Raw genomic sequence first — 21,960 nt, 5'->3', positions numbered from 1 at the left:
CAATTGCGCCAGAGCGAAAAACTGCTGGCCAGCCAGGAACTCAAGCGCACCCGCCAACTGTCGCAACGCGGCTTTGCCAGCGGCCAGCAAGTCGACCAGCAGCAAGCCCAATTCGACACCAGCAACGCCGCCGTGACTGCCGCCCAGGCCCAGGTCGCCGCAGCCAAAGCGGCCATCGCGTCCAGCGAAGCCCAAGTGGCGCAACTCACCAGCGAAATCGAAGACAGCAGCCTGCGCGCGCCCATCAACGGCGTGATCCAGCTGCGTCTGGCCGAGCCCGGTGAAGTGTTGGGTTCGGGTGGCCGGGTGTTCATGATGATCGACCCGAGCGACCAGTACATGAACCTGTACCTGCCCGCCGCCGTGGTCGGCAAACTGACCGTGGGCGCCGAGGCGCGTATCGTGCTCGATGCCCTGCCCGATCAGGCGTTGCCCGCCAAAATTTCCTTTGTCGCGGCCAAGTCGCAGTTCACCCCCAAAGAAGTTGAAACCCGCGATGAGCGCCAAAAACTGGTGTTCCGCGTCAAATTGCGCCTGACCGATCCTGAGGCCGTGCCCCAGGCCAAGCCAGGCATGCCGGGCGCAGGCTATGTGCGAACCGCCGATGTGGACTGGCCGGCTAATCTGCAATGAGCGACCTGGCGCTCAACGCCAGTGGCATCAACCACTGGTATGGCAAACAACAGGCGCTGATCGACGTTGCGTTCAGCCTGCCCAAAGGCACACGCTGCGGCCTGATTGGCCCGGATGGTGCGGGTAAATCGAGCCTTCTCGGGCTGATTGCCGGGGTCAAAAAACTCCAGCAAGGCACCCTTGAGGTACTGGGCGGCCCGATTGATGACCGCCATCACCGCAACACGCTGTACCCGCTGATTGCCTTTATGCCCCAAGGGCTGGGCGGCAACCTTTACCCTGAATTGTCCATCAGTGAAAACATCCGCTTTTTCGGCACGCTGTTCGGCCTGTCTAAAAAAGAATGCGAAGAACGCATGGAGCAGTTGCTCAAGGCGACTGACCTGGAGCGCTTTGCCGATCGCCCGGCGGGTAAGCTCTCGGGCGGCATGAAACAAAAGCTCGGCCTGTGCTGCGCACTGATACACGAGCCTGACTTGCTAATTCTCGATGAGCCCACCACCGGCGTTGACCCGCTGTCGCGGCGGCGCTTTTGGGAGTTGGTCGAAGACGTACGCAGCCAGCGCCCGCAACTGACGCTGCTGGTGGCCACGGCGTACATGGAAGAGGCCGAGCAATTTGAACACTGCCTGATGCTCGACCGGGGCAAGCTGATTGCCGCAGGCTTGAGCGAAGAGCTGGCCGCCGCATCGCCCAACGGCAAGCTGGATGAAGCCTTTACCCACTACCAGGGCGACAGTGGTCACAGCAATGAGCCGCTGGTGATTCCACCCCGGGTCGGCGACAACAGCGACATCGCCATTGAAGCCCATGACCTGACGCTTAAGTTCGGCGATTTCACCGCTGTAAACAAAGTCAGCTTTGCCATTGGCCGAGGCGAGATTTTCGGCTTTTTGGGCTCCAACGGCTGCGGCAAAACCACCACCATGAAAGTGCTGACCGGCTTGATGCCGGCCACCGAAGGCAGCGCCAAACTGCTGGGCAACCCGGTGAACGCCAAAGACCTGGCCACCCGCAAGCGCGTCGGCTTTATGTCGCAAAGCTTCTCGCTGTACGGCGAGTTGAGCGTGCGCCAGAACCTGGTGCTGCACGCGCAGTTATTCGACCTGCCCAAAGATGAAAGCCAGGCACGCATTGAAGAGCTGATCGAGCGGTTTGACCTGGGCGACGTCGCCGATCAACAGTCCGGCGAATTGCCGCTGGGCCTGCGTCAGCGTTTGTCTTTAGCGGTTGCCGTGCTGCACCGCCCCGAAGTGCTGATCCTCGATGAACCGACCTCCGGCGTTGACCCCGCCGCTCGCGATGACTTCTGGCGGCTGTTGATCGAGCTGTCGCGGGACCAGGGGGTGACGATCTTTTTGTCGACCCACTTTATGAACGAAGCCCAGCGCTGTGACCGCATCTCGTTGATGCACGCGGGCAAGGTACTGGCCTGCGATACGCCCGATGCGCTGCAACAGCAGTTCAAGGGTGAAACCCTGGAAGCCGCGTTTGTGACGTGCCTTGAGCAGGCGCAAAACGATCAGGGTGCCACCGCCCCGCCGCCCGACACCGAGGCCATCGCCGCACCAGCCGCCCATGCGCCGCCCCCGCCGAGCAAGAGCGGGTTCAGCCTGACGCGGTTGATTGCCGTAGCCAGCCGTGAATCCAAAGAACTGTTGCGCGACAAGGTGCGCATGGCCTTCGCCTTGCTGGGCGCCGTGTTCATGATGGTGATCTTTGGCTATGGCATTTCGCTGGACGTGGAAAACCTCGCGTTCGCCGTCTACGACCAGGACCAGACACCCCAAAGCAGGGCCTACCTTGAGGCATTCCGCAGTTCACGGTATTTCGAAGAGCACGCACCCATCCAGAGCCCCGAAGAACTGCACAAACGCTTGCAACGCTCCGAGATCAAAATCGCCCTGGAGATACCGCCGGGCTTTGGCCGCGACCTGTATGCCGGGCGCCAGCCCACGGTGGCGGCCTGGATTGATGGCGGCATGCCGTTTCGTGCAGAAACCAGCCGCAGCTACGTCCAGGCGGTGCACCAGGGCAACCTCGAACAGTTGAGCACCCTGAGCAGCCTGGCGCAAAACAAACAGTCTGCGGCCAAACTCGAAGTGCGTTTTCGTTACAACCAAGACGTTATCAGCGTGAACGCCATCGGCCCCGGCGTGATGGCGCTGATTCTCGCGTTTATCCCGGCCATGCTCACCGCGCTTGGGATCGTGCGTGAAAAGGAGCTGGGCTCCATTACCAACTTCTACGCCACGCCGTTGACCCGCCTGGAGTTTTTGCTGGGCAAACAGGCGCCGTATCTGGCGGTCAGTCTGGTCAACCTGGCGTTGCTGGTGGCCATGAACCGCTGGCTGTTTGGCGTTCCGTTTAAAGGTAGCGGCCTTACCCTGGCGTTGGGCGGCGTGCTGTATGTGCTGTCGACCACCAGCATGGGGCTACTGATTTCGGCGTTCACCCGCACCCAGATTGCCGCCATCCTGGGCACCATGATCATCACCAGCCTGCCGACCATTCAGTTCTCCGGGCTGATCGTGCCGCGCTCTTCGCTGGACGGTTCAGCGGCGCTGATGGGCATGTTGTTCCCCGCCGGGCACTTCCTTGATATTGCCGTGGGCACCTTCACCAAAGCGCTGGACCTTCGCCAGCTATGGCCGCAATGCCTGGCGCTGTTCGGGTTCTTCGTCGCCTTTACCGGCCTGAGCCTGATCATGCTCAAGAAGCAGGAGGTCTGATGCATAAGCTCTCGCACATCCTGCGCCTTGGCCTCAAAGAACTCACCAGCTTGCGTCACGACAGCGTGTTGCTGCTGTTCTTGCTGTACGCCTTTACGGTGGCGATTTACATGCCGGCGGCGGGCTCCATCATTGGCGTGCATAACGCCAGCGTGGCAATCATCGACGAAGACCACAGCGCGCTGTCACGCAAGCTCAGTGAATCGCTGCTGCCTCCGGAATTCAAAACCCCGCAAGCCCTGCCCTATGACCAACTCGATGAGGCGTTGGACAAAGGCGAATACACCTTCGTGATTAACGTACCCGCTAACTTCCAGGCCGATTTACTGGCCGGCCGCGAGCCTGCTGTGCAACTCAACGTGGATGCCACCGCCATGAGCCAGGCGTTTATGGGGGCGGGGTATATCGGGCAGATTTTCCAGCGCGAATTGCTCGATTACGCGGGGCAAGCCAACGCGGGCGCGAAAGCCCCGGCACTGATCAGCAGCCGCCCATTGTTCAACCCGAACCTGGAGGGCGGCTGGTTTTTGGCGGTGATTCAAATCGTCAACAACATCACCATTTTGGCCATCGTGCTGACCGGGACCGCGCTGCTGCGTGAGCGTGAACACGGCACCCTCGACCACTTGCTGGTGTTGCCGCTGACCGCACTGGAAATCATGCTCGCGAAGATCTGGAGCAACATGCTGGTCGTGGTGGTGTGCACCTGGCTGTCACTGGAGATCATCGTTAAATGGGCGCTGGGCGTGCCGCTGTCGGGTTCGCTGGCGTTGTTTTTGATGGTCACCGCGCTGTACCTGTTTGCCAGTACCGCGCTGGGGATCTTCCTCGCCACGTTGGCCCGCTCAACACCGCAGTTTGGTCTGTTGGCGATCCCGGTGATCATCCCCATGCTGCTGCTCTCGGGCGGCAGCACACCGCTGGACAGCATGCCCGAATGGCTGCAATGGGTCATGCAATGCTCGCCCTCCACCCACTTTGTGAGCTTGAGCGCGGCTATCTTGTTCCGGGGGGCGGGGGTTGATGTGGTGTGGCCCGACCTGCTGGCCCTGACGGCGATTGGCCTGGTATTCTTTGCCGTCGCGCTGGCGCGGTTCCGCAAGAGTTTGGCGTCGTAAGGCCCTTTACTCTTGTAGGAGCGAGCTTGTCTCGCGATCTTTTGAGCTTTTAAAAAGATCGCGAGCAAGCTCGCTCCTACAGTTTGTAATGCAGCGCGAATCGTTTACTGAACAATCAAATTATTGAACAGCAGGTCTTCCACCATCGGCTTGCCGGTCTCGTCCGTCATGACTTGCTGCACCTGTTTCAGTGCTTCCTGGCGCACTTTCTCTTTGGCTTCGACACTGCCCAAGCTTTCGCTGGTTTGCTGGGTAAACAAGCCCACCAACTGGTTACGGATCAACGCGTCATTGGCCTTGACCGCCTTCGCCGCTTCGTCACTCGACACGCGCAGCGAGATATCGGCCTTGTACACCTTGAGCTTTGCGCTGCCGTCCAGCCCGTAATTGCCCACAAACGGTGGGCTCATGGTGATGTAGCTAACCTTCGCGGCGCCTTCTGCAGCTTCTTCGGCAAGCGCCGTCATCGGCAAGGTCAGAGCCAGCAGCAATACAATCCACGCTTTCACAATTCGCTCCTTTGTTCGAGATGGCGGTAAGCATACCGGGGCAGCTTACAAACCTGTCTACCGTTATCGGCCAGCGCTGCAAAAGCCGTAGGTTTACTCGCGTTTAATCACCATGCCCCCGGACTCCAACAAGGCTTTGACGCTGGGCGGTAGCAGGTCGACAAATGTGCGGCTGATTCTGCGCTGACAGATATTCGTCACGTTGAGCATGCTTTGGGAAAGGTCGAACAAGCCCAGCGTTAGCGACTCATTGTCGTACTTCCCGTCAACCAACCCTGCAATCAAATGCTTTTGGGTTAGCCGGAATAATGTGACGTTCGCGAGCGGAATTTTCGTATCACTGCGAACATACCTATCGATCTCCCGATTGAGCTGCAGGCAGGTTGCGGTCACCAAATCGAGCGGCTGGTCGCTTTGTTTACCTTTCTTCACAGGCTCATACTCAAAAACCATGGGCACGAAGACCTCTAGCTGCTGCGGGTTATCCCCTGTCAGCGGCCGGCTTGAGAACCGCCACTCGCCAATGACCTTGAGGGCAGCCCCGGCAAACAAGGGATGAGAGCTGTAAACGATTTTCGGATCAACCACCGACCCATCAGCCTTGACCACAACTTTCAACCGCACCTCTCCATCCGAGCCTGCGTATCGAAGCTCATCGGGGAAGTCAGGCTTGATCAGGTATTTGACGTCAGGGAGCCACGTCTCTGCCCACGCACTCAGTGTCATGAACATCACCATAAACCCGACTAAGCCTTTCATCACCTTCCCCCCCGGACTCTGCGCTCACATGAGCACAGAGGGGAAGCATGATAGGAGTGTGTCGCCAGGTTTCTCAGCCCATGGGCTCTGATCCTGTTGTGGGATGGCTCCGATTAAATGGACAGAACCCTCAAACTAAGCCTTACGGCTTGGCCAAGACACAGCGCTTGAGGCGCGCCTCCAGGTTGCGGTCTGGCATGGCGTGGCTGCGCAAGGCGCTGATGGTCTGTTCGACGTAGTCACGGGTGGTACCGTAGCGACCGCTGGCGTTGGCCAGCACCTGGCTGAGTACGCCGTCCGGGAGGTTGCCCGCGTAGCTGGGCAAATGCCGTTCCAGTACAAACCCCAACGCCTGGACCTGGCTACCGTCTTCAAGCCGGCAGTTCAGCCAGTGCGGCCGATAGGAAGGCACGGGCATTTCACGCCGCCACAAGGCGTTGAGCGCCGCTTCAAGGTTGTCTTCAGGCAGGCGATAGGCAAAGCCACTGCACGAGCCACCACGGTCCAGGCCAAAGACCAGGCCGGGCAGTTGCGGCGTGCCTCGATGCTCGTGGGACCACAAATACAAGCCGCGATGGTAGCCATGCACCCGGCCCCGCACCCGCTCGACAGCTGTGCATTCAGGACGCCAGATAAGCGAGCCGTAGGCAAACAGCCAGACCGGACCGCCTTGATGGCACGCCATGGTGGCCTGCAAGGATTGCTGAAGTTGTTCTGGGGTCAGGGGCGCCCCAAGATCGAGTCGCGGAGGGTAAATAACGTTTGTACACGCTGATTCAGAAACAGTTATCACAGAAGGCATGGAGTCCTACAGGCATTGCATGCGGCGTACTAGAAAATAACGTTATGAATCTTATAGCAGTAAAAATGAAATAACCCGCGCGGCAAGACGTATGGCGGCCAGTAATCTGATTTGACGCAAATCAAGAGCCCCTCACCACGCCTCTCCCGGAGGGAGAAGGAACTGATTGGGGGATGCTGACGATTATCGGTGGCCTGTTTGCTGCGCGACAGAGCGGCGTCGAAGACGGGGTTACGTCAAGGACGGGGGGCGTAGGCGAACACGTCGGCGCGCATTTGGTGCGCGTCCATACCCGCTTCAACCAGCGCGTCGAGGGTGCCGTAGATCATGGCAGGCGAGCCGCTGGCATACACCGAGACAGCGCTAAGGTCGCTGATGTCTTCACACACCGCTTCGTGCAACAACCCGCAACGCCCTTCCCAGCCGCACAAATCACTGACGACCTTGTGCAAGAACAGGTTGGGGATCTGCTGCCAGGCGTCCCACTCTTCCAACGCGTAAAAGTCTTCAGGACGACGCACGCCCCAGTACAAATGCACCGGATGCTTGAACCCTTTGGCGCGGCAATGCTCGATCAGGCTGTGCATTTGCGCCATGCCGGTGCCCGCAGCGATCAGCACCAGCGGCCCGTCCGGCAATTCAGACAAGTGTGTGTCGCCAAACGGCAGCTCCAGACGGATCATTTTGTTGCGTTGCAACTGCTCGATCAGGCTGCGGGCGCTGTCTTCGCGCACCAGTACGTGCAGTTCAAGGTCGCGCCCCGAGTGCGGTGCGCTGGCCAGTGAAAACGCCGACTTCTCGCCGTTTTCACGCTCCAGCATCACGTATTGCCCGGCGTGATAACGCGGCAGTTTGCCCGCCGGTGCACGCAAACGCACCCGCCACACATCACCACCCAACTCGACACATTCGGTTAACTGACAGGCCAAGCTACGCACCGGTAATTCTCCCAACGCAAGGACGCCATCCCACAACACCACGCAGTCTTCCAGCGGCTCCGCCAGGCAGGTGTAGACCTCGCCATGGTCACGGACTTCACCCGCCTGCTCCACCTGCCCTTCAACCAGCAAGGCTGCGCACACGTGGCAATTACCATTGCGGCAGCTTTGCGGGCATTCATAGCCCAGGCGCTGCGCCGCATCCAGAATCCGCTCGCCAGGCAAGGTGTCCAATACGGCGCCTGAAGGCTGCAAGGTTACACGCATCAATCTATTCCTAATTGATTCCAGATGTCATCGATCCGGCGAGTCACGGCCTCATCCTTGACGATGACCCGACCCCATTCGCGGGAGGTTTCGCCTGGCCATTTGTTGGTTGCATCCAGCCCCATCTTCGACCCCAGGCCCGAAATCGGCGAGGCAAAGTCGAGGTAGTCGATTGGCGTGTTGTCGATCATCACCGTGTCGCGCTTGGGGTCCATGCGTGTGGTGATGGCCCAGATCACGTCGTTCCAGTCGCGCGCGTTGATGTCGTCGTCGGTGACGATAACGAATTTGGTGTACATGAACTGGCGCAAAAACGACCACACACCGAGCATTACGCGCTTGGCGTGCCCCGGGTACTGCTTTTTCATGGTCACAATGGCCATGCGGTACGAGCAGCCTTCAGGCGGCAGGTAAAAGTCAGTGATTTCCGGGAACTGCTTTTGCAGAATCGGCACGAACACTTCGTTGAGTGCCACGCCCAGAATCGCCGGCTCATCCGGTGGACGGCCAGTGTAGGTGCTGTGGTAAATCGGTTTGATCCGGTGGGTGATGCGCTCAACGGTGAACACCGGGAAGCTGTCGACCTCGTTGTAGTAACCGGTGTGGTCGCCGTACGGGCCTTCCGGGGCCATTTCGCCGGGGTGGATCACGCCTTCGAGGATGATCTCAGCCGTGGCCGGCACTTGCAGGTCGTTGCCACGGCACTTCACCAGCTCGGTGCGGTTGCCGCGTAGCAGCCCGGCGAAGGCATATTCGGACAAGCTGTCTGGCACGGGGGTGACGGCGCCCAAAATGGTGGCCGGGTCAGCACCCAGCGCCACAGACACCGGGAACGGCGTACCGGGGTGTTTTTCGCACCACTCACGGTAGTCCAGCGCACCGCCACGGTGGCTCAACCAGCGCATGATGACTTTATTGCGGCCAATCACCTGCTGGCGATAAATGCCCAGGTTCTGGCGGTCCTTGTTCGGACCTTTGGTGACGGTCAGGCCCCAGGTAATCAGCGGCGCCACGTCTCCCGGCCAGCAATGCTGAACCGGCAACAGGGCGAGGTCGACATCGTCGCCCTCAATGACCACTTCCTGGCACACCGCGTCTTTGACGACTTTCGGGGCCATGGAAATAATCTTGCGGAAGATCGGCAACTTGGACCACGCGTCTTTCAGACCTTTAGGCGGCTCGGGCTCCTTCAGAAACGCCAGCAGCTTGCCGATTTCACGCAGCTCACTCACCGAGTCAGCGCCCATGCCCAGGGCCACGCGCTCAGGCGTGCCGAACAGGTTGCCGAGCACAGGGATATCGTGACCCACCGGGTTTTCAAACAGTAAGGCCGGACCTTTGGCGCGCAATGTGCGGTCGCAGATTTCGGTCATTTCCAGTTTGGGTGACACCGGAACCTGGATGCGCTTGAGTTCGCCGCGCTGTTCCAGGCCGCTGATAAAGTCACGTAAGTCGCGGTACTGCATGCTTGAGCCTCATGTTGGCCGTGGCGTTGGGGCACCGAGTGTAGCGCCCAAGCCGCGTGATCTGAAGGGAGAGCTGCCCAAAATCAAGAAAGGTTAGACAGCAAAAAGCCGGGTTTCCCCGGCTCTTGCTTAACTTCCGGCGATTTACTTGCGCTTCATCGACAGGAAGAACTCATCGTTGGTCTTGGTCTGCTTCAGCTTGTCGATCAAGAACTCGATGGCTGCTACTTCGTCCATCGGGTGCAACAGCTTGCGCAGGATCCACATGCGTTGCAACTCGTCGTCAGCGGTCAGCAACTCTTCACGGCGGGTGCCGGAACGGTTGATGTTGATCGCCGGGAAGACGCGTTTTTCAGCGATTTTGCGGTCCAGAGGCAGTTCCATGTTGCCGGTGCCTTTGAACTCTTCGTAGATCACTTCGTCCATCTTCGAACCGGTTTCAACCAGTGCGGTGGCGATAATGGTCAGCGAGCCGCCTTCTTCGATGTTTCGCGCAGCACCGAAGAAACGCTTTGGTTTCTCAAGGGCGTGGGCATCAACACCACCGGTCAATACCTTGCCGGAGCTCGGGATCACAGTGTTGTAGGCACGGGCCAGACGGGTGATGGAGTCGAGCAGGATCACCACGTCTTTTTTGTGTTCGACCAGGCGCTTGGCCTTCTCGATCACCATTTCGGCAACCTGCACGTGGCGGGTTGGCGGCTCGTCGAAGGTGGAGGCAACCACTTCGCCGCGCACGGTACGCTGCATTTCGGTTACTTCTTCCGGGCGCTCGTCGATCAACAGAACGATCAAGTGCACTTCCGGGTTGTTACGCGAAATGTTCGACGCAATGTTCTGCAGCATGATGGTCTTGCCCGCTTTTGGCGGAGCAACGATCAGACCGCGCTGACCTTTACCGATCGGGGCGCAGAGGTCGATTACACGACCGGTCAAATCTTCGGTGGAACCGTTACCGATTTCCATCTTCATGCGTACGTTCGGGAACAGCGGGGTCAAGTTCTCGAAGAGAATCTTGTTTTTCGCGTTCTCTGGACGATCGAAGTTGATCGTGTCGACTTTCAACAGTGCGAAATAACGCTCGCCTTCTTTTGGCGGGCGAATTTTACCGACGATGGTGTCGCCGGTGCGCAGGTTGAAACGTCGAATCTGGCTAGGCGAGACGTAAATATCGTCCGGGCCGGCCAGGTAAGAGGCGTCAGCAGAGCGGAGGAAGCCGAAGCCGTCCTGGAGGATCTCCAGCACGCCATCACCGGAGATTTCCTCGCCGCTTTTCGCGTGCTTTTTCAGCAGGGAGAAAATCACGTCCTGCTTGCGCGAACGGGCCATATTTTCTATGCCCATCTGTTCGGCCAATTCGAGCAGTTCGGTAATCGGCTTTTGCTTGAGTTCAGTCAGGTTCATATAGGAATGACGTAATCATTTATGGAGGGGGAAATTAAGCTTTTGGCTTAATGAGGCCGCGCCGCAGAGAAGGCGACAGGATCGCGTACTAATTCGATAAGGAGTGCGTCGGCGACGGCTTGCAGGGGGCAGTGGAGAAACCAGTGCGGGGCCGAATGTACCACTTGAGTTTCATAGCGTCTAGTCCTTGAGCCATGAAAAAGCCCCGCAATTTGCGGGGCTTTTAACAACGCTTAGATATTAGCGTCGAGGAATGCAGCCAGCTGCGACTTCGACAGCGCACCGACCTTGGTGGCTTCAACGTTGCCGTTCTTGAACAGCATCAACGTTGGAATACCACGAACGCCGTGCTTGGCAGGGGTTTCCTGGTTTTCGTCAATGTTCAGCTTGGCAACAGTCAGCTTGCCTTTGTAAGTCTCGGCGATCTCATCCAGAACTGGCGCGATCATTTTGCAAGGGCCACACCATTCAGCCCAGTAATCGACCAATACAGCGCCTTCAGCCTTGAGAACATCGGCCTCAAAGCTAGCGTCGCTAACGTGTTTAATAAGATCGCTGCTCATGGAAGTCTCCGTGGTTGTAAGCAAAAACGTAGCACATCATAGCCGTCATCACCGCGTTCAGGAAGCTGACGGATGATTGTCTATTACTATGGCCGCACATGAGCCTGAGTATGACCCCCTTTCAGAACACGCCGGAGGTGACAAAAGCGATCCCGGTGCGCGAAGCCGCCTGGCGTATGTGCTCGCTCATGGCTTTGTGCGCTGGCCCGCTGGCGTGGCGCGCCAATGCGCGAAGGATTTTGCGGTGTTCTTGCCAGGTTTCCATCGCCCGTTCAGGGCGAATAAAGGGCAATTTCTGGCTTTCAAGAAAGATATCGGCGCGGGTTATCAGAATATTCGCCATGGTCTGGTTGCCACTGGCGCGCAAAATAATCTGATGGAACTCAAAGTCCAGTTGCGCCGCCCGGGCGAAGTCCTCGGCGCGCAACTCCAGGCGCATGGCCTCGACATTGTCTTGCAGCACGTCGAGTTCATCACGGGTCAGCCTCACGGCGGCCAATCCTGCCGCCAACCCCTCAAGCGCGTAACGCAATTGAAAGATGTCCTCAGGGCAGGCCTGCGCCGCAAAAGGCCAGTCAGACGCAGTGGCGATCGCTGCGGGCTCACCCACCGTTTGCACGTACACGCCTTTGCCGGGCTGGACGCTGACCACGCCCAACGCACTCAATGACGACAGCGCCTCGCGCAATGACGCCCGGCTGACCCCCAACTGCACCGCCAGATCGCGCTGCGAAGGCAATGCATCACCCGGCGCAAAGCCGCGCTCATCGATCAGTTTACGAATGGCCAACAGCGCCACTTCGGGTACCGCGCGTGCGCTTGAATTCATCACAAATCGACTTGATCGGCTGAGGTTGGAACGTAGTTGTAAAGCTATTGCCGGCGCTCGGCAAGTCACGCCCCACGGCGGTTCAAGCCGTGCACGCAACGCCCGATAGAGGTGCAAAAAGCTCGGCAACTGTTCAGACCAGTCCGACCGCCGCAAGCCTTCTGAACCCTGCCTCCCAGCCCTGAAACCGCTGTTGGCATGGCCTGTGCTCTGTCCAATGGCAGACATCACCGTCCACCCGATTTGGAGAGTTGCCATGACCCAGCGCTACAGCGCCCTGATATGTGCCTTGTTCGCCAGCCTGGTGCTGTTTCAGGCTCCGGCCCAGGCCAATCAACTTGATGATGTGATGGCTCGTGGCACCTTGAAGGTTGCCGTCCCGCAAGACTTTCCGCCGTTTGGCTCGGTCGGCCCTGACATGAAACCCCGCGGCCTGGACATTGATACGGCAAAACTGTTGGCCGACCAGCTCAAGGTCAAACTGGAACTCACCCCGGTCAACAGCACCAACCGCGTGCCGTATCTGACCACGGGTAAAGTCGACCTGGTGATTTCCAGCCTGGGTAAAAACCCGGATCGCGCGAAAGTCATCGACTTCTCCCACGCCTACGCGCCCTTCTACCTCGGCGTGTTTGGTCCGCCAGACGCAGAAATCAAGACGCTGGATGACCTCAAAGGTAAAACCATCAGCGTCACCCGTGGCGCCATCGAAGACATCGAGCTGACCAACGTGGCGCCTGCCGGTGTCACGATCAAACGCTTTGAAGACAACAACTCGACCATCGCCGCCTACCTGGCCGGGCAAGTGGACCTGATCGCCAGCGGCAACGTGGTGATGGTGACCATCAGCGAGCGCAACCCTAAACGCATCCCGGCCATGAAGCTAAAGCTCAAAGATTCGCCGGTGTATGTCGGGGTCAACAAGGGCCAGCCTGAGCTGCTGGACAAGGTGAACCAGATTCTGAGCACCGCCAAAGCCGACGGCAGCCTGGAAAAGAATGCGTTGCAATGGCTTAAAGAGCCGCTGCCAGCCGACCTCTGATCACCCGCAACGAGGTCATCATGGCTTATCAGTTCGACTTTTTACCGGTCCTGCAAAACACTGACCTGTTGCTGCGCGGCGCCTTGTTCACCCTGGAACTGACCGCCATCGGCACGCTGTTTGGCGTCAGCCTGGGGATTGTCGGGGCGGTGGTCCGGGCCTGGAACATCCGCCCTTTCGCCGCCCTGTTTGGTCTGTACGTTGAAGTGATTCGCAACACACCGTTTTTGGTGCAGTTGTTTTTTATCTTCTTCGGCTTACCGGGCCTTGGCGTGCACATCAGCGAATGGCAAGCCTCGGCACTGGCCATGGTGATTAACCTCGGCGCTTACTCCACCGAGATTATTCGCGCCGGCATTCAGGCCATCCCCAAAGGCCAGCTGGAAGCCGCCGCGGCGCTGGCTATGTCTCGTTTTGAGGCGTTTCGCTATGTGGTCTTGCAGCCCGCGCTGGCCAAAGTGTGGCCGGCACTGAGCAGCCAAATCATTATCGTGATGCTCGGCTCGGCGGTGTGTTCGCAAATTGCCACCGAAGAGCTGAGCTTTTTCGCCAACTTCATTCAGTCGCGCAACTTCCGGGCCTTTGAAACCTACGCCCTGACCACCCTGATCTACTTGTGCATGGCGCTGTTGATTCGCCAGTTACTGAATGCCTTCGGCCGCCGCTACCTGAGCAGGAGTCGCTGATGGACTTTACCTTCTGGGACATCGTGCGCAATTTGCTGGCGGGCCTGCAATGGACCGTCGCGCTGTCCGTCGTGGCCTTTATCGGTGGCGGCCTGATCGGCCTGCTGGTGCTGCTGATGCGCATCTCCAAGAGCCGCTTCGCCCGCACGCTGGCACGCGGCTATATAGAGCTGTTTCAGGGCACGCCCTTGCTGATGCAACTGTTTTTGATCTTTTTTGGCATCGCCTTGCTCGGCATCGACATTTCGCCGTGGATGGCCGCCGCCCTGGCGCTGACGCTGTTTACCAGCGCTTACCTGGCAGAGATCTGGCGCGGCAGCGTCGAATCCATTGCCAATGGCCAGTGGGAAGCGTCGGCCAGCCTGGCGCTAAGCCCGCTGGAGCAATTGCGTTACGTGATTTTGCCGCAAGCCTTGCGGGTGGCCATCGCGCCCACTGTGGGGTTTTCGGTGCAGGTGATTAAAGGCACCGCCGTTACCTCGATCATTGGTTTCACCGAGCTGACCAAGACCGGCAGCATGCTGGCCAACGCCACTTTTGAGCCTTTTATGGTCTACGGCTTGGTGGCGCTCGGTTACTTCCTCTTGTGCTACCCCTTGTCGCTCAGTGCGCGCTATCTGGAAAGGAGACTGCATGCCTCTGCTTAGAGTTACCGCCCTGCATAAATACTACGGCGACCATCACGTGCTTAAAGGCATCGACCTGAGCGTTGAACAAGGCCAGGTGGTCGCGATCATTGGCCGCAGCGGCTCGGGCAAAAGCACGCTGCTGAGAACTTTGAACGGCCTGGAGTCGATCAACGACGGGGTCATTGAAGTCGATGACGAATACATGGACGCCGCCCGCGCCGACTTGCGCAGCCTGCGCCAGAAAGTCGGCATGGTGTTTCAGCAGTTCAATTTGTTCCCGCACTTGAGCGTCGGCGAAAACGTCATGCTGGCCCCGCAAGTGGTGCAAAAAGTGCCCAAGGCCAAGGCCGCGCAACTGGCCCGCGAGATGCTGGAGCGTGTGGGCCTGGGCGACAAGTTTGATGCCTTCCCCGAACGCCTGTCGGGCGGGCAGCAACAGCGCGTGGCCATTGCCCGGGCGCTGGCCATGTCGCCCAAAGTGCTGCTGTGTGACGAAATCACCTCGGCCCTCGACCCCGAACTGGTCAACGAGGTGCTCAACGTGGTGCGCCAATTGGCCCGCGAGGGCATGACGCTGATTATGGTGACCCACGAAATGCGTTTCGCTCGCGAAGTCGGCGACAAACTGGTGTTTATGCACCAGGGCAAGGTGCATGAGGTGGGCGACCCCAAAGTGCTGTTCGCCAACCCGAAAACCCCTGAGCTGGCGAATTTTATCGGTTCGGTTGAGGTTTAACCCCTGTAGGAGCGAGCTTGTCTCGCGATCTTTTCAACCCTTAAAAGATCGCGAGGCAAGCTCGCTCCTACCGTTAGCGGGGGCTTTTACAGGGGATGTGTGACAAAAATTAGATCGTTTAAAAAATACGAGTTGTCAGGAACAAGCTAACGTCATCTCTTACGTGCTCCATATCAATGCATCGCACATCACGCGTTGGCGCGAGCGTTTGATCGTGGCACGATGGCGAAGTTATCGACCGAGACTCCTCAAACATGCCCCAATCCAAAAGCAAGAATCCGTCCCTGATCGCCGCTATAGACTTGGGTTCTAACAGCTTTCACATGGTGGTGGCCAAGGCTCAGAACGGTGAAATCCGCATTCTTGAACGTCTTGGCGATAAGGTGCAGCTGGCTGCCGGTATCGACGAAGAACGCCACCTCAACGAAGAGTCCATGCAGCGTGGCCTCGATTGCTTGAAGCGTTTTGCGCAATTGATCAAAGGCATGCCCTTGGGCGCCGTGCGCATCGTGGGCACCAACGCCTTGCGTGAAGCCCGCAACCGCAATGAATTTATCGTGCGCGCAGAACAAATCCTGGGCCACACCGTAGAAGTCATTTCTGGACGTGAAGAAGCGCGCCTGATTTATCTGGGCGTTTCGCACACCCTCGCCGACACACCGGGCAAGCGCCTGGTGGCCGACATCGGCGGTGGCAGTACCGAATTCATCATCGGCCAACGTTTTGAGCCCCTGCTGCGTGAAAGCCTGCAGATGGGCTGCGTGAGCTTCACCCAACGCTATTTCCGCGACGGCAAGATCACCCCGGCACGTTATGCCCAGGCATACACCGCGGCGCGCCTTGAGCTCATGAGCATTGAGCACGCGCTGCACCGCCTGACGTGGGATGAAGCCATCGGCTCCTCCGGCACCATCCGCGCCATTGGCCTTGCCCTCAAAGCCGGCGGCCACGGTGCAGGCGAAGTGAATGCCGAGGGCCTGGCCTGGCTCAAGCGCAAGCTGTTCAAGCTGGGTGAAGTGGACAAAATCGACTTCGAAGGCATCAAACCAGACCGTCGGGCGATTTTCCCGGCCGGGCTGGCGATTCTTGAGGCGATTTTTGACGCCCTTGAATTGCAACGCATGGACCACTGCGACGGCGCCCTGCGTGAAGGCGTGCTCTACGACCTGTTAGGTCGCCATCATCACGAAGACGTGCGCGAGCGCACCTTGAGTTCGCTGATGGAGCGCTACCACGTTGATCTGGAACAAGCCGCACGGGTTGAACGCAAAGCCCTGCGCGCGTTTGACCAGGTGGCCAAGTCATGGGAACTCGAAGACGGGGTCTGGCGTGAGCTGCTGAGCTGGGCGGCCAAGGTCCATGAAGTCGGCCTGGACATTGCCCACTACCACTACCACAAGCACGGTGCTTACCTGATCGAGCACTCTGACCTTGCCGGTTTCTCACGTGAAGACCAGCAAATGCTCGCGCTGCTGGTGCGCGGTCATCGCCGTAACATTCCAAAAGACAAGTTCGCCGAGTTCGGCGCCGAAGGCATCAAGCTGATTCGCCTGTGCGTGCTGCTGCGTTTTGCGATTTTGTTCTACCACATCCGTGGCAACCAGGAAGCGTCGCAAGTGAAGCTGCGCGCCGATGGCGATCACCTGGAAGTGATCTTCGCTGAAGGCTGGCTGGAACAGAACCCGCTGACCCAGGCCGACTTCGAACAAGAAGCCCAATGGCTGACGCGCGTCGGGATAGTGCTGACTATTTCGTAAGGCACCCTGCTTTGAAACACATGTGGGAGCGGGCTTGCTCGCGATGGGATCGACGCGGTTTGTTTGAAACACCGCGCCGCCTGAATCGCGAGCAAGCCCGCTCCCACAGGGTTATGTAGGGTTTACACCGACGGGCCGGTGCTGACGGTCAGTACCGGCAGGCTCAGGCGCTCCAGCAGGGTCGCTTGGGCGCTGCGCGGATTCTGGTTGCCGGTCGGCGTGTTGCGCACGTAACGACCGTCAGACTGCAGGCTCCAGCTGTGGGTGTTGTCCGTCAGGTAGCATTCCAGCTCCTTCTTGACCCGCAGAATCAGCTTTTTGCCCTCTACCGGGAAGCACGTCTCGACACGTTTATCGAGGTTGCGCTCCATCCAGTCAGCACTCGACAGGAACATCTGCTCTTCGCCGCCATTGAGGAAGTAGAACACCCGTGTGTGTTCCAGGAAGCGGCCAATGATCGAGCGCACGTGGATGTTGTGCGAGACGCCCGGAATGCCCGGACGCAAGCAGCACATGCCACGCACCACCAGATCAATGCGCACGCCGGACTGGCTGGCCTTGTACAGGGCGCGGATGATTTTCGGGTCGGTCAGCGAGTTGAACTTGGCGATGATGTGCGCAGGCTTGCCCTCTAACGCAAACTGCGTTTCGCGGGCAATCATGTCGAGCATGCCTTTTTTCAGGGTAAACGGCGCATGCAGGAGTTTTTTCATGCGCAGGGTCTTACCCATGCCGATCAGTTGGCTGAACAACTTGCCGACGTCTTCGCACAGCGCATCATCCGACGTCAGCAAGCTGTAGTCGGTGTACAGGCGCGCGTTGCCGGCGTGGTAGTTACCCGTACCCAAGTGCGCGTAACGCACGATCTCGCCCGCTTCACGGCGCAGAATCAGCATCATCTTGGCGTGGGTCTTAAAGCCCACCACGCCGTAGATCACCACCGCACCGGCGGCTTGCAGACGGCTGGCCAGTTGCAGGTTGGACTCTTCGTCAAACCGCGCACGCAATTCGATCACCGCGGTCACTTCTTTACCGTTACGCGCGGCATCCACCAGCGCATCGACGATTTCAGAGTTGGCGCCGCTGCGGTACAGGGTCTGGCGCACAGCCAGTACATGCGGGTCTTTGGCCGCCTGACGCAGCAGATCGACCACCGGGGTGAAGGACTCAAACGGGTGCAGCAGCAAGATGTCCTGCTTGCTGACCACGCTGAAAATGTTCTCGCTGTTCTGCAACAGCTTCGGAATCGCCGGGGTGAACGGCGTGTATTGCAGCTCCGGATGGCTGTCCAGGCCGGTAATGCTGAACAGCCGCGTGAGGTTCACCGGGCCGTTGACCTGGTACAGCTCGGTCTCTTGCAGGTTGAACTGCTTGAGCAGGTAATCCGACAGGTGTTTAGGGCAGGTGTCGGCCACTTCCAGACGCACCGCATCGCCGTAGCGACGCGAGAACAGCTCGCCGCGCAGGGCACGGGCCAAGTCTTCTACATCTTCGGTGTCAACGGCCAGGTCGGCGTTACGGGTCAGACGGAACTGGTAGCACCCCTTCACCTTCATGCCCTGGAACAGGTCATCGGCGTGGGCGTGGATCATCGACGACAGGAACACGTAGTTGTCGCCTGGGCCACCGACCTCTTCAGGCACTTTGATCACACGCGGCAACAAGCGCGGCGCCGGGATGATCGCCAGGCCGGAATCGCGACCAAAGGCGTCGATGCCTTCAAGCTCAACGATAAAGTTGAGGCTCTTGTTCACCAGCAGCGGGAACGGGTGCGTCGGGTCGAGACCGATCGGGGTAATGATCGGCGCGATTTCGTCGCGGAAGAACTTGCGCACCCAGACCTTGATCTTGGTGTTCCAGTAACGGCGACGGATAAAGCGCACCTGATGCTTTTCAAGCTCGGGCAGCAGGATGTCGTTGAGGATCGCGTATTGGCGATCAACGTGGCCGTGTACCAGCTCGCTGATCCGGGCCAGCGCCTGGTGCGGCTGCAAGCCATCGGCGCCCGCTTGTTCGCGAGCGAAGGTAATTTGTTTCTTCAGGCCGGCCACACGAATTTCGAAGAATTCGTCCAGGTTGCTGGAGAAAATCAACAGGAACTTCAACCGCTCAAGCAGCGGGTAGGACTCATCCAGCGCCTGCTCAAGCACCCGGATGTTGAATTGCAACTGCGAGAGTTCACGGTGGATATACAGGCTGCTGTCATCCAGACCCGGAATGGCAATGGCTGGTTGCGCCGCCGCTGGCGCTTCAGGCGCAGCAGGTGCGTGAGCTTCCGGCACGGGCGGTGTCTCAGTGGCCTGCTCCACAATGGGCTCAGCCTCAGTAGCAACGAGTTCTGTCTGTCCTTCGGTATTCATTGAATGTTCCTGTAAGAGCGGGTTTGACTCTCGTGACCGTTTAGCGGCGCGTGCAATCAAGCTGCCAGAATGCCACCAACGCCAATGGGTTTAAACCGCTCATAGGCGCTTTATGCGGGCTGGAGCCGATTAGAGGGCTTTTTGTCAATTTTGTTCTGCAACGATGCTTATTGTGGGAGCGGGCTTGCTCGCGATGGCATCGCCGCGGCGATCCTGAAGAACCGCAGCGGCTGAATCGCGAGCAAGCCCGCTCCCACAGATGTTGAGCACTGTCCATCTACGCGCGACCGTTATAGCAACGTGTCATGAATCCTAGATGACAACCCTTATGATGTAGGTCAAATACTTACGATTTGTAGGAATTGTTCATGAGAAGACACAGTTCGATACTTTCCTGAACGTCCCTTAAGGCGTAGGCTGCGCGTTCATTTCTCCAGCATCCAGACAATGCTCCAACAATTTCTTCAAGAATTCGGTTACTTCGCCCTGTTTCTAGGGACGTTCTTTGAAGGTGAGACCATCCTGGTTCTCGCAGGCTTCTTGGCGTTCCGCGGATACATGGACCTTAAAGTGGTCATGATCGTGGCGTTCCTCGGCAGTTATGCCGGCGACCAGCTGTGGTACTTCCTGGGGCGCAAACACGGCCGCAAATTGTTGGCGCGCAAACCGCGCTGGCAACTCATGGGCGACAAGGCGCTGGAGCATATCCGCAAGCACCCGGACATCTGGGTCTTGAGCTTCCGCTTTGTGTACGGTCTGCGCACCGTCATGCCCGTGGCCATTGGCCTTTCAGGCTACCCGCCGGGCCGCTACCTGCTGCTCAACGGGATTGGTGCCGCCATTTGGGCCGTTGCCCTGGCCACCGCCGCCTACCACTTTGGCGCCGTGCTGGAAGGCCTGCTAGGCAGCGTCAAAAAGTACGAGCTGTGGGTACTGGGCGCCTTGCTGGTGCTGGGCGGCTGCCTGTGGCTGCGCCGGCGCTTCAAGAACGCGCGCCTGGCCAAACAGACCGCGCTGGAAGAAAAAAACAAAGCCGCTGAAGTTAACACTCCACCAGCGGAATAAGCCGGTGTGTGCGCTCGCACACACCCTCTCCCTGGGCGCTGCACCGCAGCGCCTGCGTGATCGCGGAACCTCCCACTGGCATCAGTTGCCAAATAAAGAGACAGTAACGCCACGAACAAGGAGACCCACCATGACCACCAAAAATATTGCCGTTGTTCTTTCCGGCTGTGGCGTCTATGACGGCACCGAAATCCACGAAAGCGTGATCACCCTGCTGCGCCTCAGTCAGCGCGGCGCCCACGTGCAATGCTTCGCGCCGAACATTGCGCAACTGCACGTCATCAACCACCTGACCGGCGAAGAAATGCCCGAGTCGCGCAATGTGCTGGTCGAGTCGGCGCGGATCGCCCGAGGCGAGATAAAGGACATTCGTGAAGCCAAGGTGGACGACTTTGACGCGCTGATCGTACCCGGCGGGTTTGGCGCCGCCAAAAACCTTTCTAGCTTCGCCACTGAAGGCGCTGCCTGCAGCGTTCAAGCCGATGTACTGGCCTTGGCCGAAGCCTTTGCCGAGGCGGGCAAGCCGATCGGTTTGATGTGCATCTCACCGGCCATCGCCGCCAAAATCTACGGCCCTGGCGTCATCTGTACCATCGGCAAAGATGCAGACACCGCCGCTGCGGTAGAAAAAATGGGCGGCACTCACCAAGAATGTGAAGTCTCTGACATCGTCGAAGACAAAGCCCGCAAACTGGTCAGCACCCCGGCCTACATGCTGGCCCAGTCCATCAGCGAAGCCGCTTCTGGCATCAACAAAATGGTCGACCGCGTCTTGGAACTGACCCAGCACGCGTAATCAGCCCCGCGCGAGCCGGGTCAGAATCCGGTCCAGTGCATTGGCGAACGCCTGCTTATCGCGTTCGCCATAAGCACCCTGCCCGCCGCCGACCTGGCCTTGCTCACGCAAATCGGTAAACAGATTGCGCACCGCCAGCCGCTCGCCCATGTTCTGCGCGTCAAACTCTTTACCGCGCGGGTCCAGCGCTGCCACACCCTTCTTCACCAGCCGGTCAGCCAGCGGCACATCGCTGCAAATCACCAACTCGCCGGGCACGGCATGCTCGACCAAATAGTCATCCGCCGCATCCGGGCCACTGGGCACCACAATCAGCTTGACCAACGTATACGTCGGCTTGACCTGACTCTGCCCGGCCACCAGCACCACCTCAAACTGACGCTTGAGCGCGAATTTGATGACCTGATCCTTCGCAGCCTTGGGGCAAGCGTCTGCGTCGATCCAGACACGCATGGGGGTAGCTCCTGATAATAAGCAACAAAAAACGGTGGGAGCGGGCAAGCCTCGTTCCCACCCGTGTTCAAGAAGCCTGTTCCCGACGCTTTTCAGCCAGTCTGCTGCGGCTGTAGAGCACGATGATCGCCAGGATGGCGATGGCTTGTGCGCTGAGCGAGTAGGCGTCTGCGTGGATGCCGAGCCAGTCGAACTCGAAGAACGGCACAGGTCGTGTGCCAAAGATTCCGGCTTCCTGCAGGGCTTTGACGCCATGGCCGGCGAAGACGACGGACAAGGCGCACAGCAGCGCGGCGTTGATGCCGAAGAATACGCCCAGTGGCAATTTGGCTGAGCCGCGCAGGATGATCCACGCCAGGCCGATCAGCAGCACCAGCGCCGTGGCGCCGCCCGCCAGTACGGCGTCATGCCCGGCC

20 protein-coding genes and 1 pseudogene are annotated in these 21,960 nt (G+C 58.9%); 10 read left to right on the top strand and 11 right to left on the bottom strand.

Translation table 11 applies throughout. The annotated features are described in order from the left end of the window. The 3 genes from GHO41_RS23255 to GHO41_RS23245 all read left to right on the top strand — a co-directional run. Positions 1 to 633, top strand: a 633-nt coding sequence (locus tag GHO41_RS23255) for an HlyD family secretion protein (RefSeq protein ID WP_153434769.1), incomplete at its 5' end; no start/stop codon positions are given. After that, complete coding sequence (gene rbbA, locus GHO41_RS23250; RefSeq protein WP_048366885.1) at positions 630 to 3,365, top strand: ribosome-associated ATPase/putative transporter RbbA; 2,736 nt, start codon at positions 630 to 632, stop codon at positions 3,363 to 3,365. The genes GHO41_RS23255 and rbbA, both read left to right, overlap by 4 nt. Next, on the top strand, positions 3,365 to 4,483 hold the full coding sequence (locus GHO41_RS23245) for an ABC transporter permease (protein WP_048366886.1): 1,119 nt from the start codon (positions 3,365 to 3,367) through the stop codon (positions 4,481 to 4,483). The genes rbbA and GHO41_RS23245 overlap by 1 nt, the downstream gene beginning before the upstream one ends. Before the next feature lie 104 nt (positions 4,484 to 4,587). Here the strand turns inward: GHO41_RS23245 and GHO41_RS23240 are convergent, their stop codons facing one another. The 8 genes from GHO41_RS23240 to GHO41_RS23205 form a co-directional block, all read right to left on the bottom strand. After that, on the bottom strand, positions 4,588 to 4,992 hold the full coding sequence (locus tag GHO41_RS23240) for a flagellar basal body-associated protein FliL (RefSeq protein ID WP_048390468.1): 405 nt from the start codon (positions 4,990 to 4,992) through the stop codon (positions 4,588 to 4,590). A 93-nt stretch (positions 4,993 to 5,085) separates the two neighbouring features. Continuing rightward, positions 5,086 to 5,751: an energy transducer TonB gene (locus GHO41_RS23235; protein ID WP_153326044.1), complete on the bottom strand. Its 666-nt coding sequence runs from the start codon at positions 5,749 to 5,751 to the stop codon at positions 5,086 to 5,088. Between the two features lie 142 nt (positions 5,752 to 5,893). Next, the gene (locus tag GHO41_RS23230; protein WP_153331449.1) at positions 5,894 to 6,553 is read right to left on the bottom strand and encodes a gamma-glutamylcyclotransferase; all 660 of its coding nucleotides are present in this window, start codon (positions 6,551 to 6,553) and stop codon (positions 5,894 to 5,896) included. Between the two features lie 236 nt (positions 6,554 to 6,789). After that, the gene (locus tag GHO41_RS23225; RefSeq protein ID WP_153434768.1) at positions 6,790 to 7,758 is read right to left on the bottom strand and encodes a CDP-6-deoxy-delta-3,4-glucoseen reductase; all 969 of its coding nucleotides are present in this window, start codon (positions 7,756 to 7,758) and stop codon (positions 6,790 to 6,792) included. Further along, a complete protein-coding gene (gene ubiD / locus GHO41_RS23220) occupies positions 7,758 to 9,224 on the bottom strand; it encodes a 4-hydroxy-3-polyprenylbenzoate decarboxylase (protein ID WP_153326050.1) in 1,467 nt (488 codons plus the stop codon). Before ubiD ends, GHO41_RS23225 begins: the two co-directional genes overlap by 1 nt. A 144-nt stretch (positions 9,225 to 9,368) precedes the next feature. Further along, complete coding sequence (gene rho / locus GHO41_RS23215; protein ID WP_048366890.1) at positions 9,369 to 10,628, bottom strand: transcription termination factor Rho; 1,260 nt, start codon at positions 10,626 to 10,628, stop codon at positions 9,369 to 9,371. Positions 10,629 to 10,861: 233 nt separating this feature from the next. After that, positions 10,862 to 11,191, bottom strand: a complete 330-nt coding sequence (trxA, locus tag GHO41_RS23210; protein WP_003206727.1) for a thioredoxin TrxA — start codon at positions 11,189 to 11,191, stop codon at positions 10,862 to 10,864. A gap of 121 nt (positions 11,192 to 11,312) precedes the next feature. Then, positions 11,313 to 12,020, bottom strand: a complete 708-nt coding sequence (locus GHO41_RS23205) for a FadR/GntR family transcriptional regulator (RefSeq protein ID WP_048390473.1) — start codon at positions 12,018 to 12,020, stop codon at positions 11,313 to 11,315. A gap of 256 nt (positions 12,021 to 12,276) precedes the next feature. Between GHO41_RS23205 and GHO41_RS23200 the strand changes: the two genes are divergently transcribed. The 5 genes from GHO41_RS23200 to ppx all read left to right on the top strand — a co-directional run bounded on the left by GHO41_RS23200 (position 12,277) and on the right by ppx (position 16,870). Continuing rightward, complete coding sequence (locus GHO41_RS23200; protein WP_153326052.1) at positions 12,277 to 13,062, top strand: transporter substrate-binding domain-containing protein; 786 nt, start codon at positions 12,277 to 12,279, stop codon at positions 13,060 to 13,062. 20 nt (positions 13,063 to 13,082) lie between these two features. Next, complete coding sequence (locus tag GHO41_RS23195) at positions 13,083 to 13,748, top strand: amino acid ABC transporter permease (RefSeq protein ID WP_048366893.1); 666 nt, start codon at positions 13,083 to 13,085, stop codon at positions 13,746 to 13,748. After that, positions 13,745 to 14,395: an amino acid ABC transporter permease gene (locus GHO41_RS23190; RefSeq protein ID WP_174479311.1), complete on the top strand. Its 651-nt coding sequence runs from the start codon at positions 13,745 to 13,747 to the stop codon at positions 14,393 to 14,395. Before GHO41_RS23195 ends, GHO41_RS23190 begins: the two co-directional genes overlap by 4 nt. Beyond that, on the top strand, positions 14,382 to 15,113 hold the full coding sequence (locus GHO41_RS23185) for an amino acid ABC transporter ATP-binding protein (protein WP_048390478.1): 732 nt from the start codon (positions 14,382 to 14,384) through the stop codon (positions 15,111 to 15,113). Before GHO41_RS23190 ends, GHO41_RS23185 begins: the two co-directional genes overlap by 14 nt. A gap of 254 nt (positions 15,114 to 15,367) precedes the next feature. Then, on the top strand, positions 15,368 to 16,870 hold the full coding sequence (ppx, locus tag GHO41_RS23180) for an exopolyphosphatase (RefSeq protein WP_048390480.1): 1,503 nt from the start codon (positions 15,368 to 15,370) through the stop codon (positions 16,868 to 16,870). A 122-nt stretch (positions 16,871 to 16,992) separates the two neighbouring features. Here ppx and ppk1 read toward each other — a convergent pair whose 3' ends face one another. Then, positions 16,993 to 19,230, bottom strand: a complete 2,238-nt coding sequence (ppk1, locus tag GHO41_RS23175; RefSeq protein ID WP_048366897.1) for a polyphosphate kinase 1 — start codon at positions 19,228 to 19,230, stop codon at positions 16,993 to 16,995. Between the two features lie 447 nt (positions 19,231 to 19,677). Here ppk1 and GHO41_RS23170 point away from each other — a divergent pair, with 447 nt between their 5' ends. Both GHO41_RS23170 and elbB read left to right on the top strand, forming a co-directional pair. After that, positions 19,678 to 20,295 carry a DedA family protein gene (locus GHO41_RS23170; protein ID WP_153391401.1) on the top strand — a complete coding sequence of 206 codons (618 nt, stop codon included), beginning with the start codon at positions 19,678 to 19,680 and terminating at the stop codon, positions 20,293 to 20,295. 130 nt (positions 20,296 to 20,425) lie between these two features. Beyond that, positions 20,426 to 21,091: an isoprenoid biosynthesis glyoxalase ElbB gene (elbB, locus tag GHO41_RS23165; protein WP_153434767.1), complete on the top strand. Its 666-nt coding sequence runs from the start codon at positions 20,426 to 20,428 to the stop codon at positions 21,089 to 21,091. Here elbB and GHO41_RS23160 read toward each other — a convergent pair whose 3' ends face one another. Together GHO41_RS23160 and GHO41_RS23155 are read right to left on the bottom strand one after the other, a co-directional pair. Beyond that, the gene (locus GHO41_RS23160; RefSeq protein ID WP_048366900.1) at positions 21,092 to 21,544 is read right to left on the bottom strand and encodes a YaiI/YqxD family protein; all 453 of its coding nucleotides are present in this window, start codon (positions 21,542 to 21,544) and stop codon (positions 21,092 to 21,094) included. Between the two features lie 67 nt (positions 21,545 to 21,611). Further along, positions 21,612 to 21,960: pseudogene (locus GHO41_RS23155) on the bottom strand (cystathionine gamma-synthase); the annotation flags it as partial.

It is taken from the genome of Pseudomonas sp. FSL R10-0399 (assembly GCF_009600165.1).
GTDB lineage: Bacteria > Pseudomonadota > Gammaproteobacteria > Pseudomonadales > Pseudomonadaceae > Aquipseudomonas > Aquipseudomonas helleri.
The sequence above is the reverse complement of the archived record's forward strand: the minus strand, read 5'-3'. Positions and strand labels throughout refer to the sequence as shown.

Bases quoted from the DNA above. Each gene is read 5' to 3' on its own strand.
- rbbA (WP_048366885.1), top strand. From the start codon at position 630: ATGAGCGACCTGGCGCTCAACGCCAGTGGCATCAACCACTGGTATGGC.
- GHO41_RS23245 (WP_048366886.1), top strand. From the start codon at position 3,365: ATGCATAAGCTCTCGCACATCCTGCGCCTTGGCCTCAAAGAACTCACC.
- GHO41_RS23235 (WP_153326044.1), bottom strand. From the start codon at position 5,751: ATGAAAGGCTTAGTCGGGTTTATGGTGATGTTCATGACACTGAGTGCG.
- GHO41_RS23230 (WP_153331449.1), bottom strand. From the start codon at position 6,553: ATGCCTTCTGTGATAACTGTTTCTGAATCAGCGTGTACAAACGTTATT.
- GHO41_RS23225 (WP_153434768.1), bottom strand. From the start codon at position 7,758: ATGCGTGTAACCTTGCAGCCTTCAGGCGCCGTATTGGACACCTTGCCT.
- ubiD (WP_153326050.1), bottom strand. From the start codon at position 9,224: ATGCAGTACCGCGACTTACGTGACTTTATCAGCGGCCTGGAACAGCGC.
- rho (WP_048366890.1), bottom strand. From the start codon at position 10,628: ATGAACCTGACTGAACTCAAGCAAAAGCCGATTACCGAACTGCTCGAA.
- trxA (WP_003206727.1), bottom strand. From the start codon at position 11,191: ATGAGCAGCGATCTTATTAAACACGTTAGCGACGCTAGCTTTGAGGCC.
- GHO41_RS23205 (WP_048390473.1), bottom strand. From the start codon at position 12,020: ATGAATTCAAGCGCACGCGCGGTACCCGAAGTGGCGCTGTTGGCCATT.
- GHO41_RS23200 (WP_153326052.1), top strand. From the start codon at position 12,277: ATGACCCAGCGCTACAGCGCCCTGATATGTGCCTTGTTCGCCAGCCTG.
- GHO41_RS23195 (WP_048366893.1), top strand. From the start codon at position 13,083: ATGGCTTATCAGTTCGACTTTTTACCGGTCCTGCAAAACACTGACCTG.
- GHO41_RS23185 (WP_048390478.1), top strand. From the start codon at position 14,382: ATGCCTCTGCTTAGAGTTACCGCCCTGCATAAATACTACGGCGACCAT.
- ppx (WP_048390480.1), top strand. From the start codon at position 15,368: ATGCCCCAATCCAAAAGCAAGAATCCGTCCCTGATCGCCGCTATAGAC.
- ppk1 (WP_048366897.1), bottom strand. From the start codon at position 19,230: ATGAATACCGAAGGACAGACAGAACTCGTTGCTACTGAGGCTGAGCCC.
- GHO41_RS23170 (WP_153391401.1), top strand. From the start codon at position 19,678: ATGCTCCAACAATTTCTTCAAGAATTCGGTTACTTCGCCCTGTTTCTA.
- elbB (WP_153434767.1), top strand. From the start codon at position 20,426: ATGACCACCAAAAATATTGCCGTTGTTCTTTCCGGCTGTGGCGTCTAT.
- GHO41_RS23160 (WP_048366900.1), bottom strand. From the start codon at position 21,544: ATGCGTGTCTGGATCGACGCAGACGCTTGCCCCAAGGCTGCGAAGGAT.